Raw genomic sequence first — 12,871 nt, 5'->3', positions numbered from 1 at the left:
TTTTTGTGCATACATTCTTTATTTTGCTGCTTTCACATTAGCGTCATTCTGTCAAAGCGGCGGTGCTGCTCCTTCTAATCCACTCCCTTTGATTTCCGGATGCAGGCTCGTGTTGCATCAATAACAGCACTTCTCAGGTTCTCCCGCTCCAGTACGGCAACCGCTTCGATGGTGGTTCCGCCTGGCGAGCAGACCATGTCTTTTAATTCTCCCGGGTGCATTCCTGTCTCGAGAAGCATTTTGGCGCTTCCAAGGACAGACTGTGCAGCAAATTCATATGCCTGTTTTCTCGGCATTCCTTCGGCTACGGCCGCATCTGCAAGAGCCTCCAGGAAAAGAAATACGTACGCCGGCGAGCTTCCGCTGACACCTGTGACGGTATCCATCAGATACTCCGGAACAACTTCTGCGCGGCCAAAGCTTTTCAGGAGGGTTAAAACGAGCTGCAGCTCTTCCTCCGTCACGAGATCATTGGCACAGACGCCGGTCATTCCTTCTCCGACGAGTGCTGGTGTGTTTGGCATGGTGCGAATTAACTTTGTTGGTTTTCCGATTTCTGTACCCAGCCATTGTAAAGACTTACCGGGAAGAATCGATACGATAATCTTCTCGGGTGAGATGAAGTTTTTGACGAGGTTTATTATATTTTTTATTTGGTTTGGCTTTACTGCCAGGAATACAAGATCGGATCCGGCTACGACCGCTTCGTTCTCCATAGTCGCCTGGACTCCAAACTGGTTGGTCAAGCGTTCCACACTTTTCTCCGTGCGGACCGATACCAGAATGTCATCTGCAGATACAACTCCTTTTTGGATCATTCCGCCAATCATGGCACTCGCCATGTTGCCGCCGCCGATAAAACCTACTTTCATGTCTGTTCGCCTCCGTATGCCTGTGTTGTAAAAAATATATGCGACATCCATAGTATGCAACAAAATTTACTTTTTTGCAATACTTTTTCTCTATTTTTCTTCTTTTCTTTTGCAATTTTCTTTATTTTTTTCGAATGAAATGTCGCTGTTTGTCGACGAATGTCGAAAAGTGTCTTTTTCTGTCTTTTTTCGCTTTTCTATTCCGCCGGAATCAGCCTTTGGCGGCGGCCTCTTCGGCGTATTTTGTTGTCACGAGTGTCTTGTACGGTGCCTTTTTCTCCAGCTCTCCCGCCTGCTCCAGAATCTCCTGCAGAAGATCAAAACTTTCTTCCTCAAAGATCAGATTTTCTTTCCACGTATCCTGCTCATAGTAGCGGCGCACGATCGCGGTGATGGTTTCCAGCTCGGTTTCTGCAAACTGCGGCGCAATCACTTCTGCAATCTCCTCCGGTGTGTGCGTCTGCACGAAGTCCATTCCCTTCTGCAGTGCCTTCGTGAATTTTTCTACGGTTGCGCCGTGCGTTTTCAGATAACTCTGTTTGACGCTGTACGACGTATACGGCACATACCCGGATTCCGTTCCGACCGATGCCACGACATAGCCGTCGCCCTTCTGCTCGAGCAGTGTCGCGGACGGTTCAAATTCAATCGTATAATCCCCCTGCCCGCCGGAGAACGCGGCAGCTGTGGAACCAAAATCGATGCTCTGGTTAATGTTTACGTCTTTTTTATCAATCCCTTTCTGCGCCAGAACATACTCAAAGACCATTTCCGGCATACCGCCTTTTCTTCCCCCTAATACCTCTTTGTTTTTCAATTTCTCCCAGGTAAACGAATTGTCTTTCTCTCTTCCCACAACAAAGTTTCCCGCCCGCTGCGTCAGCTGCGCGAAGTTCACAACCGGGTCTGCGGTTCCCTCGAGGTACGCGTAGACGGTTGCCTCCGCCCCCATAAACCCGATATCCGCCTCGCCGGAAATCATCGCCGTCAGCACTTTATCTGCACCAAATCCTGTTATCAGCGTCAGATCAATGCCCTCGTCCGCAAAATACCCCTCCTCAATTGCCACGTACTGCGGGGCGTAAAAAATGGAGTGGGCAACCTCATTTAATGTCACCTGCTCCACTTTTTCTTTTGTCTCATCTTTTGCCCCGCATCCCGCCAGCGTCACTGCCGCCATTGCCAGTACAAGCGCACCTGTCAGCCATTTTCCTTTCATCAACAGATTCTCCTGTTTTTTCATTCTAACCTTAGAATATGATTTCCCGGTAAAAATGCGTGCAAAAAACGAAGGAGAAACGTTCGAATTTCGTTTCTCCTTCGTTTCTTATTTCTTCTCTTGTTTTTCTTTTGCCTTCTGTTCTTCTTTCGTCCGGATTTTGTCTTCGTACATTTTCAGATCATTCAGATCCAGCATGAAGCAGGCCGTCGGTTTGGAAATGTGGTAATGTGTTTCTGTCATCTCCTCTTGCCGCATCTGCGCGTTTCTTTTATATTTTTCATTCTACAATGTACCTTAACACATTTAGGCTTCCTTTTCCGAAATTTTCTATTTTGAACAACAAATTGAGGATCTCCGCAAAATTTGTTATAGTAAGGGTAATTCAAACAGTTACAAAGGAGGCTATTATGAAAATAAAATCAGTTGCTGTTCTGGGCGCCGGAGCGGTTGGGTCTTATGTGATCTGGGGGCTTTCGGAGAAAAAGGACATCCGGCTCGGCGTTATCGCGTCCGGGGAACGGGCGAAGCGTCTGAAAAACAAAGGATGTAAAATTAACGATACGGTTTATCACCCGGAGGTATGGACACCGGAAGAGGCACACGGCGTGGATTTTCTGATCGTCTCGCTCAAATACGGCGCACTGCCGGGGGCTCTTGACAATATTACTGCCGTTACCGGCGAGAATACTGTGATCATGAGTCTGATGAACGGCGTGGACAGTGAGGAGATCATCGCGCAAAAAGTCGGTGCGGAGCATCTGCTTCATGCTGTTATCAAAGTAGCTTCTCATAAAGAGAATGACGGCTACGTTTTCAACCCTGAGGCGACGCTCGGCATCATTTTCGGCGAAGTTTCGGCTCCGTACGACAGTGAGCGTGTGCAGGCTGTTCTGGATCTGTTCTCCGGCACAGGGCTGCATTACCGGGCAACCGATTGTATTTTAGAGGAAATATGGAGCAAATTCCGGCTGAATGTCTGCAATAACCTGCCGCAGGCTATTCTCGGTGCCGGGGTCGGCTGCTACCGCGACAGTGTGCATATGAAGGCGATCAGCGACGGACTCCGCGCAGAACTGATGGCGATTGCGGAGGCAAAAGGAATTGATATCAGCAAGGCGGATGTCTCCTCGGGACGCGGAAGTGCGGTTCCGCCGACAGCGCGCTACTCGACGCTCCAGGATCTCGATGCGGGACACCATACGGAAATTGATATGTTCTCGGGTGCGCTGATCCGCATGGGAAAAGAGCTTGGAATTCCAACGCCTTACAATGAATTTACGTACCATATGATCAAAGCACTGGAAGAGAAAAACGACGGACGGTTTGACTACAGCGGAAGCGAAGAACCGCTCTGGGCGAAATAGATACGATAGGAGAATCTCACGATGAAAGAAATCAAATGGGCTGTACTCGGATGCGGTGTGATTGCAAATGAAATGGCGGTCGCACTGCAGAAAAACGGAAAGAATATTTACGCGGTCGGCAACCGGACCCATGAGAAGGCGGCTGCTTTTGCGGAGAAATATGGAATTGGAAAAGTTTACGATGATTTCCATGAGATGTTTACCGATCCGGAGGTCGATGTCATTTATATCACGACGCCGCACAACACGCATCTTGGCTTTATGAAAGAGGCGATTGCCAATGGAAAACACATTCTCGTTGAGAAATCGATTACGCTGAACAGTGACGAGCTCGACGAGGCCATAGCGCTTGCAAAAGAAAAAGATGTCATCATCGGAGAGGCAATGACGATTTACCATATGCCGATCTACAAAGAGCTGAAAAAAATTCTCGACTCCGGCCGTCTCGGCAGAGTCAATCTGATCACGATGAACTTCGGCAGTTTCAAAGAGTACAACATGAAGAACCGCTTCTTCAACCGGAATCTCGCAGGCGGCGCGATGCTTGATATTGGCGTATACGCACTCTCCTTCCTCCGCTGGTTCTTCGACTCCAAGCCGGATCAGCTCCTTTCCCAGGTAAAGCCCGCTCCGACCGGTGTGGACGAGCAGGCCGGCCTCCTTCTCACCAATCAGGAAGGACAGATGGCAAGTGTGATGCTCTCTCTCCACTCCAAACAGCCGAAACGCGGCATGGTTTCCTGTGAGAACGGATTTATCGAGATCATGGAGTACCCGCGTGCCTGGGAAGCAAAAATCACAGACGCTTCCACCGGCGAATCCGAAATCATCAAAGCCGGTGACAACGCCGATGCACTCGCCTATGAGCTCGCCGACATGGAACGCGCCATCAATGGAGATGCATCTGCCATGCACCTCGACTACACGAAGGACGTCATGGATCTGATGACCTCCTTCCGCAGAACCTGGGGCTATACGTACCCGGAGGAAGAAAAATAAAATTCGCACATCAAAAGCCCCTGCCCGGCACACATCAGATGCCGGGCAGGGGCACTTCTTTTCACCTGCAATACTCTGCAATTTTCTTTTTCAGTAATTCCGCATCAATCGGCTTTGCGATATGTACGTCCACGAGGATCAGGTCGAAGGTGTATTCCGGGCTGTCCTGGTAGAGTTCAAGCTTCTTTGTTCTTCCATCGTTTCACCCGTCTTCCACGCATATTTTATACTTCATTTTACGCTGATATTATTTTCTCTGTCAACCCAAATAACATTACATTTCCAATATTTTGCATGTCTTTTTTATTTTTCTGAATTTTTTTAAAATCTTCCGTTTTTCTCTTGCACAATTGTTTTTATGCGTATATAATTGTCTGCAGAAAGCAAAGGGGAGCTCGCGTGCGAAGCGGGCTGAGAGTAGGATGCATCTCCTAGACCCTGAACCTGATTTGGGTAATGCCAACGTAGGGAGATACGATATGCACATTTTCTGCAGATATACCTCCACGTATATCTGCTTTTTTAATCTCTATGAACACATCATCAACAGGTTCTTCCAGTACCACAAGGGAATTTGCTTCTGCAAAAATACTCACACAGGAGGAACAAAAAATTATGTTAGGCACTTGTCTTGACAATGTCAGAAAAACAACCCCTCTCGTACACAATATCACAAATTACGTTACAGTAAACGATGTCGCCAATATTCTGCTGGCATGCGGCGCAAGCCCGATCATGTCCGATGAACCGGAGGATGTCGAGGATATCACCTCCATCTGCGGCGGTCTGAACATCAACATCGGAACGCTGCACAGAACGAGCATCGACGGCATGTACCGTGCCGGTGCAAAAGCAGCTTCGCTCGGCCACAAAATCCTGCTCGATCCAGTCGGCGCAGGCGCAAGCCACTTACGTACTTCGACCGCAGTCGGACTGATGGAAAAAATCCCGTTCACCGTCATCCGCGGAAATATTTCCGAAATCAAAACACTGGCACTCGGAAGCGGAACGACAAAGGGTGTTGACGCAGACGTTGCCGATAAAGTAACAGACGAAAACCTCGACAGCGCCGTTGCTTTTGCAAAAAACTTTGCGAAAGATCACAACTGTGTTGTCGCCATCACAGGAGCGATCGACCTCGTTGCCGATGCTGACACCTGCTACGTGATCCGCAACGGACGCGCCGAGATGGGAAGCATCACCGGAACAGGCTGCCAGCTCTCCGGCATGATGACCGCTTACCTCGTTGCCAACCCGGACGAGCCGTTAAAAGCCGCTGCTGCCGCTGTCTGCGCGATGGGACTTGCCGGCGAGATCGGCTGGAGCCATATGAAACCGGAAGACGGCAACTCCACCTACCGGAACCGCATCATCGACGCCATCTGCCACATGGACGGCGAGATGCTGGAGAAAGGTGCAAAGTATGAAGTGCGATAAAAAAGGCCTGCTTTTATATGCTGTGACAGACCGCAGCTGGCTGAACGGCGAGACACTGTACAGCCAGGTGGAAAAGGCTCTGCAGGGCGGCGCAACGTTTATCCAGCTCCGCGAAAAAAATCTTGACCAGAATCACTTTATGGAAGAGGCACTGGAACTGAAAAAACTCTGTGCCGCATACCATGTTCCTTTCGTCATCAACGATAACGTGGAAATCGCAGCTAAGATGGATGCGGACGGCGTTCATGTCGGCCAGAGCGATATGGAGGCCGGCGATGTCCGTGCTAAGCTTGGCCCGGACAAGATCATCGGCGTTTCGGCGCAGACCGTGGAACAGGCCATTCTCGCCGAGCAGCGCGGGGCAGATTACCTCGGCGTCGGCGCGGTCTTCCACACCGGTTCCAAGGCGGATGCGGAGGATGTCAGCCACGAAACGCTGACTGCTATCTGCAATGCCGTTAAAATCCCTGTCATCGCCATCGGCGGCATCACACGCGATAACGTGACGGAGCTTTCCGGCAGCGGCATCTGCGGCATCGCCGTCATCAGTGCCATTTTTGCACAGAAAGACATTGTTTCCGCAACGAAGGATCTGAAAGAACAGACTCTGCGCATGCTGGAAAACAAATAATTTTACGTAACCATTCATCCTCACTCCAGGCGGCAGACTGGGGGCACCACTTTCTTTGTCGCCTGTCCAAAAAGAAAAGTAATGCAAAGGAGTAATTCTCATGGACGCGAAAAACACGAAAACAGCATTAACAATCGCGGGAAGTGATTCCAGCGGAGGCGCCGGCATTCAGGCAGACATCAAAACCATGATCACAAACGGAGTTTACGCCATGTCGGCAATTACCGCACTCACCGCCCAGAACACCACCGGAGTTTCCGGTATTTTCGATGTAACACCGGAGTTTCTGGCCGCACAGCTTGACGCCGTCTTTACGGACATCTTCCCGGACGCCGTCAAAATCGGTATGGTATCCTCCCCGGCACTGATCGAAGTCATCTCCGAACGGCTTCGCTTCTACCAGGCCAAACACATCGTTGTGGACCCGGTCCTCGTCGCTACAAGCGGCTCCGCGCTCGCTTCGGGCGGCGTGCCTGACCTGATGAAAAAACTGCTCTTTCCTCTGGCCGAAGTCATCACACCGAATATCCCAGAGGGAGAAGTTCTCTCCGGCATCAAAATCCAGTCGGAAAGCGATATGGAACGCGCCGCAAAAGAGATCGGGGATTCCTGCGGCTGTGCCGTTCTATTAAAGGGCGGCCACAGTATCAATGATGCCAACGATCTTTTATATCACAACGGCACATTTACCTGGTTCACCGGAAAACGCATCGACAATCCGAACACACACGGCACCGGCTGTACACTCTCCAGCGCCATCGCATCGGGGCTCGCAAAGGGGCTTTCCCTTCCGGATGCCATTTCCGCCGCAAAAGAGTATATTTCGGGCGCACTCGCGAGCATGATGGATCTCGGCCACGGCTCGGGACCGCTGAACCACGCTTACCGGATCTGATTTTGAAAATAAAGGAGAACAACAGATGGAACGCAATTACGCAACACAGATGGACGCCGCACGCCGCGGCATTGTAACACCGGAGCTGAAAAAAGTCGCAGAAAAAGAGTATATGGCCGTGGAAGACCTGATGCCGCTCGTTGCCAGCGGAAAGGTTGCCATTCCGGCCAATAAGCTGCACACCTGCATCGACCCGGAGGGTATCGGCTCGATGCTGCGCACGAAAATCAATGTAAATCTCGGTGTTTCGAAAGACTGTAAAGATTACGATGTGGAGATGCAGAAGGTACTCTCCGCGGTCAATATGGGCGCAGAAGCCATCATGGACCTGTCGAGCCACGGCAATACGCAGCCGTTCCGACGGAAACTGACCTCCGAATGTCCGGCTATGATCGGCACCGTGCCGGTATATGACAGTGTGATCCATTACCAGAGAGACCTGGATACGCTGACCGCCAAAGATTTTATTGACGTCATCCGCCTCCATGCCGAGGACGGTGTCGATTTCGTCACCCTGCACTGCGGCATCACCAGAAAAACCATCGATCAGATCCGCAAACACAAACGGAAAATGAATATCGTTTCCCGCGGCGGCTCCCTCGTGTTCGCCTGGATGTGCATGACCGGCGAGGAGAATCCGTTCTACGAGTATTACGATGAGATTCTCGATATCTGCCGTGAATACGATGTGACCATTTCTCTCGGCGACGCCTGCCGTCCTGGCTGCCTTGCCGACGCAACGGATGTCTGCCAGATTGAGGAGCTGGTGCGCCTCGGCGAACTCACCAAACGTGCCTGGGAAAAAGACGTTCAGGTTATGGTTGAGGGACCGGGCCACGTTCCGATGGATCAGATTGCGGCCAACATGAAAGTACAGCAGACCATCTGCATGGGCGCTCCGTTCTATGTCCTCGGACCTCTTGTGACCGATATTGCACCGGGCTATGACCACATCACTGCTGCCATCGGAGGCGCAATTGCCGCTATGAACGGCGCTGCTTTCCTGTGCTACGTAACGCCGGCAGAGCATCTGGCTCTTCCGAACCTGGATGACGTAAAGCAGGGCATCATCGCAAGCAAAATCGCCGCACACGCTGCCGACATTGCCAAAGGCGTGCCGCATGCGCGTGATATTGACGACAAGATGGGAGACGCCCGCCGCGTGCTCGACTGGGAAGCACAGTGGGACTGTGCACTGGACCCGGAGACCGCAAAAGCCATCCGCGCCGACCGCTCGCCGGAACAGGAAGATACCTGCTCGATGTGCGGTAAATTCTGTGCCGTGCGAAGCATGAACAAAGCTTTAAACGGCGAACATATCGACATTCTTTAACGTCAGTAGACAAGAAGTCACAGTACGCGAAAAGGAACGGTTTTCATTACGAAACCGTTCCTTTTCTGCATTTCCAAAATCTTTTTCTATTTTGCCCATCCTTCGGCGTAACGGACTGCTTTGTGCCATCCGTTCATCTTCTCATCGCGCTCCTCTTTCGAGAGCTCCGGCTCAAACGTACGGTCAATGGCTCCGTTCTGTTTTACCGTCTCCTGATCCGGCCAGTAGCCGACGGCGAGTCCCGCAAGATAAGCTGCTCCCATTGCGGTCGTCTCGATGCAGCACGGCCGCTCCACCGGCGCCTGGCTGATGTCCGCCTGGCACTGCATCAGGAAGTTGTTGGCGCTTGCTCCGCCGTCCACACGCAGCGCAGAGAGCTTCATGCCGGAATCTGCCTCCATCGCTTTTAAGACATCATCCACCTGATACGTGATCGACTCCAGTGTTGCGCGGATCACATGGTATTTGTTGACGCCGCGGGTCAGGCCGAGAATGGTTCCTCTCGCATACTGATCCCAGTACGGTGCGCCAAGGCCGGTAAACGCCGGCACGACGTAGCAGCCGTTCGTGTCGTTCACCTTCTGCGCCATGTACTCGGAATCCGCCGAGGACTCGATCAGCTTCATCTCATCGCGCAGCCACTGGATTGCGGCTCCGCCGACGAAAATGGATCCCTCGAGCGCATACGTAATTTTGTCCCCGATGCCCCATGCAATCGTGGTAACAAGACCGTGTGTCGAAGAAACCGGCTTTTCTCCCGTGTTCATCAGCAGGAAGCAGCCTGTTCCGTATGTATTTTTCGCTTCGCCCGGCGCATAGCAGGTCTGGCCGAACAGCGCCGCCTGCTGGTCTCCCGCTGCTCCCGCAATCGGAATCGGGCCGCCGAAATATGTGGATGCCGTCTCCCCGTAGACACAGCTCGACGGGCGGACTTCCGGCAGCATACAGAGCGGAATGTTCAGCTCTTTTAAGATATCCTCATCCCATTTCAGGGTATGGATATTGAACAGCATTGTACGGGACGCGTTGGTGTAATCGGTGACATGTATCTTTCCCTTTGTCATCTTCCAGATCAGCCACGTCTCCACTGTTCCAAAATAGAGATCGCCTCGCTCCGCCCGCTCGCGCACGCCCGGAACTTCATCTAGAATCCATTTCAGCTTCGTGGCTGAAAAATACGCATCAATCACAAGACCTGTTTTCTCCCGGAAACGGTCAACCAGTCCGCGCTCCATCAGGGAATCGCAGTATTCCGATGTTCTGCGGCACTGCCATACAATTGCATTGTAGACCGGCTCTCCCGTCTTTTTGTCCCAGACGATCGTCGTCTCTCTCTGGTTTGTGATGCCGATTGCCGCGATATCCTCGTAGGACGCGCCCGCTTTCTGCATTGCCTCCACGGCTACACCGAGCATCGTGGACCAGATTTCATTGGCATCGTGCTCCACCCAGCCCGGTTTCGGGAAACGCTGGGTAAACTCCTTCTGCGCAAGGCTTACGATCTGTCCTTTCTGATCAAACAGAATACAGCGGTTGCTCGTTGTGCCGGCATCAAGTGCCATGATGTATTTTCCCACGTTTAAAAATCCTCCTGTCTCACATTTCAAGAAGAGAGCCTGACAGAATCCACTGCCACGCTCTCTTCCTTTTCTTTGTATGTATCGTATCACAGAATTCTTTTTCTGTAAATCAAATCGTGTTTTTCTGCAGCAATTTATGCCGTAATGATCTCCAGCAGCGCACCGCGCAGATCGTTTGAAAGTTCCATGCTCTGCAACTCTGCAGCCAGAATTGCTACCTTTCCGTCCGCTTTGTGAAGAAGATTTGCGATCTGCTCTTTGGTGATGTAGCTGATTTCGGCGTGCAGCAGCAGATCCATCGCACGTGTCATGACATCGTTCTTTGCAATCTCCGTATCTTCCGGCAGACAGATTGTCACGGTATCCTGTGGTTTTACATCTGCCACTGCGATAGCAAGAAGTCCGTCTTTCTCTTTGACTTCTGCATCCGCTTCCACGCCGTTTACAAAGACCTTTGCCTCTTTTGCACTACTTCCACCGAATTCTACGCAATATGTTCTGCTTTCCGGAACAAGGCTCTGATTGCCCTCAACCGGTGCAATTGTAAATTTTCGTGCACCCCATTCGAGCGTCATCGGCGTTTTTGCACAGTCATTCTTCTCATACGCCATGGAAGTATTGTCATCCTCGTACAGAATAAATGTATTATCTGCACCCGCATAAACGCGTACCGTCAGCTCATCCGGGTTAGATTCTACATCCAGCGCACTGATCTTCTCTGTCATCGGGATGATCGCACCTGCTTTCGCAAGAACCGGGATTTCCTCCAGCGTACGGTACAGATCCATACTTCTGCCGCCCTCATAAATCATTCCGTTGAAGAAATCAAACCAGGTTCCCTCCGGCAGCCATACCTTCGTCTTGGCACGCTTCAGCTCCGGAATGCATTTCGTTGTCACCGGTGTTACCATCAGCTCACTTCCGAAGAAGTACTGATTCGGTGCCTGATTTTTGCCCCAGAAAACCGTCTCCGGGTAATCATAATACATCGGAACAACGATCGGTGTATCTTCTTTCCATGCACGGTAGTTCATCGTGTACAGATACGGTACGAGTTTATGACGCAGACGAAGGAAATCATCCATTGTGCTGCGCACTTCCATACTGAAGTTCCAAGGCTCTTTTCCACTGAAGGCACTGTTAGAGCTGTGCAGACGGTTGATCGGAGAAAAGACTCCGTACTGATACCATCTTGCTTCAAGCTCATCGTCACGGTAGCCAAGCATATGGCCGCCGATATCATGACTCCACCATCCGTAGCCGATGTTGGAGGCTGTGCTGGTAAAGTATGGCTGGAAATCCAGGGATTCCCAGGTGATGTGGGTGTCTCCGGAAAATCCGACCGGATAGCGGTGGGAGCCCGGTCCTGCATAGCGGGAGAAGGTCATCGGACGTTTTCCGTCTCTTCCACTGTCAAGAAAATGATAGTGATTCAGCATCCACAGCGGATCAAGACCCTCGATCTTGGTACTCTGTCCCTGCTGCCAGTCAATCCACCAGAAATCGACGCCCTCTTTTTCCATCGGATGATGGACTTTTTCGAAATATACATCGACAAATTTCGGATCGGCAATGTCAAAATTGACCGGCTCTTCTTTTTTTGCATCCACTCCCATAGCTTCTGCTACTTCCGGATAGCAGTCCTCATACGCACGAATTCCGTCTGCCGGATGGACATTCAGTGTTGTCTTCATGCCGCGTGCATGGAGTTTTCCAAGAAAACGCTCCGGATCCGGGAAGAGTTTTTTATTCCAGCTATAGCCGGTCCAGCCGCTGCCGTATTTCGGATCCACATCGTCTACACGGTGCCAGTCCATATCGATAACAGCAACCGAGAATGGAACGTTCTCTTTGTCGAAGTCTTCCATCAGTTTCATATAAGATGCTTCACTGTAACGCCAGTAACGGCTCCACCAGTTTCCGAGTGCAAATCTCGGAAGCATCGGAGTTTTGCCGCAAAGGTGATAAAAATCCTTTAATGCCAGGCGGAAATTCCAGCCATAGCCGAAGAAGTACAGATCCTGCACTCCTTTCTTTCTCGGGGTCACCCAACCGTCCTCTGTCATCAGAAGCGACTTCGAATCATCCAGAACAGCGGAACCAAACCAGGACATGATACCAGGTTCCAGTTCGCATGCTCCGTTGACCTGATCAAGCGTACGGGCCGTTCCTCCAAGATCCTGTGTCGGATCTCCGTAATGCCATGCCGGTACAGAACTGATGCCGACTGCCGTTGTTTTGCAGGAAAGTCCGTTTGCAGAGAATGCCTTTTTGTTGTAATTCAGCTGCAGATACTTTGTGCGCAGCTCCAGCTCATCGCCTGTGTCTTTGACGGAAAATTCCACTGCTGGAAAATCACGGTTTACAACCGTCTGGGATGCTGCATCGATAAATTCACCGTCCTCACTGTATTCCAGCCGAAGAAGATGCTCTGTCAGTACTGTGATACGGTATTTATCGCCTTTTATCACATTCTCGGGATTTGCAAGTGGATGTGTCTCCAATTTCAGATATGGTTTCATATTTTGTTTTTCCCTT

The 12,871-nt window shown here is 51.0% G+C and carries 11 protein-coding genes and 1 riboswitch; of the genes, 6 read left to right on the top strand and 5 right to left on the bottom strand.

Annotated features, from left to right (window positions below; all coding sequences use genetic code 11):
* Nucleotides 1–74 precede the first annotated feature (74 nt).
* The 3 genes from proC to DWW13_RS19765 form a co-directional block, all read right to left on the bottom strand.
* Nucleotides 75–872: a pyrroline-5-carboxylate reductase gene (gene proC, locus DWW13_RS12775; RefSeq protein ID WP_022461345.1), complete on the bottom strand. Its 798-nt coding sequence runs from the start codon at nucleotides 870–872 to the stop codon at nucleotides 75–77.
* Nucleotides 873–1,083: 211 nt separating this feature from the next.
* Nucleotides 1,084–2,091 (bottom strand): ABC transporter substrate-binding protein, encoded by a 1,008-nt coding sequence (locus tag DWW13_RS12770; protein ID WP_117760473.1) that lies wholly within the window; start codon nucleotides 2,089–2,091, stop codon nucleotides 1,084–1,086.
* A 108-nt stretch (nucleotides 2,092–2,199) separates the two neighbouring features.
* Entirely contained in the window at nucleotides 2,200–2,334 is a 135-nt protein-coding gene (locus DWW13_RS19765) for a hypothetical protein (RefSeq protein ID WP_264295184.1), read from the bottom strand.
* A 167-nt stretch (nucleotides 2,335–2,501) separates the two neighbouring features.
* On the opposite strand from DWW13_RS19765, the gene DWW13_RS12765 reads away from it, so the two are divergent.
* From DWW13_RS12765 to thiC, 6 genes are all read left to right on the top strand, one after another.
* The gene (locus DWW13_RS12765; RefSeq protein WP_118720281.1) at nucleotides 2,502–3,458 is read left to right on the top strand and encodes a ketopantoate reductase family protein; all 957 of its coding nucleotides are present in this window, start codon (nucleotides 2,502–2,504) and stop codon (nucleotides 3,456–3,458) included.
* Between the two features lie 21 nt (nucleotides 3,459–3,479).
* On the top strand, nucleotides 3,480–4,457 hold the full coding sequence (locus DWW13_RS12760) for a Gfo/Idh/MocA family protein (RefSeq protein ID WP_118720279.1): 978 nt from the start codon (nucleotides 3,480–3,482) through the stop codon (nucleotides 4,455–4,457).
* A gap of 377 nt (nucleotides 4,458–4,834) precedes the next feature.
* A riboswitch (TPP riboswitch) is annotated at nucleotides 4,835–4,946 on the top strand.
* A 126-nt stretch (nucleotides 4,947–5,072) separates the two neighbouring features.
* Complete coding sequence (gene thiM / locus DWW13_RS12755) at nucleotides 5,073–5,894, top strand: hydroxyethylthiazole kinase (protein WP_118720277.1); 822 nt, start codon at nucleotides 5,073–5,075, stop codon at nucleotides 5,892–5,894.
* Entirely contained in the window at nucleotides 5,881–6,525 is a 645-nt protein-coding gene (gene thiE, locus DWW13_RS12750) for a thiamine phosphate synthase (RefSeq protein ID WP_118720275.1), read from the top strand. The genes thiM and thiE overlap by 14 nt, the downstream gene beginning before the upstream one ends.
* A 100-nt stretch (nucleotides 6,526–6,625) precedes the next feature.
* Nucleotides 6,626–7,420, top strand: coding sequence for a bifunctional hydroxymethylpyrimidine kinase/phosphomethylpyrimidine kinase (gene thiD, locus DWW13_RS12745; RefSeq protein WP_118720273.1), 795 nt, complete (start codon nucleotides 6,626–6,628; stop codon nucleotides 7,418–7,420).
* Between the two features lie 25 nt (nucleotides 7,421–7,445).
* On the top strand, nucleotides 7,446–8,753 hold the full coding sequence (thiC, locus tag DWW13_RS12740) for a phosphomethylpyrimidine synthase ThiC (RefSeq protein ID WP_022461338.1): 1,308 nt from the start codon (nucleotides 7,446–7,448) through the stop codon (nucleotides 8,751–8,753).
* An 86-nt stretch (nucleotides 8,754–8,839) separates the two neighbouring features.
* Here thiC and glpK read toward each other — a convergent pair whose 3' ends face one another.
* Both glpK and DWW13_RS12730 read right to left on the bottom strand, forming a co-directional pair.
* Nucleotides 8,840–10,330 carry a glycerol kinase GlpK gene (gene glpK / locus DWW13_RS12735; RefSeq protein WP_117814337.1) on the bottom strand — a complete coding sequence of 497 codons (1,491 nt, stop codon included), beginning with the start codon at nucleotides 10,328–10,330 and terminating at the stop codon, nucleotides 8,840–8,842.
* Nucleotides 10,331–10,467: 137 nt separating this feature from the next.
* Nucleotides 10,468–12,855 carry a glycoside hydrolase family 31 protein gene (locus tag DWW13_RS12730; RefSeq protein WP_117760478.1) on the bottom strand — a complete coding sequence of 796 codons (2,388 nt, stop codon included), beginning with the start codon at nucleotides 12,853–12,855 and terminating at the stop codon, nucleotides 10,468–10,470.
* Between the last annotated feature and the right edge of the window lie 16 nt (nucleotides 12,856–12,871).

The sequence above is a fragment of the Blautia sp. AF14-40 genome (assembly GCF_003479665.1).
Classification (GTDB): domain Bacteria; phylum Bacillota; class Clostridia; order Lachnospirales; family Lachnospiraceae; genus Fusicatenibacter; species Fusicatenibacter saccharivorans.
This window is presented reverse-complemented; position numbering and strand designations above follow the sequence as displayed.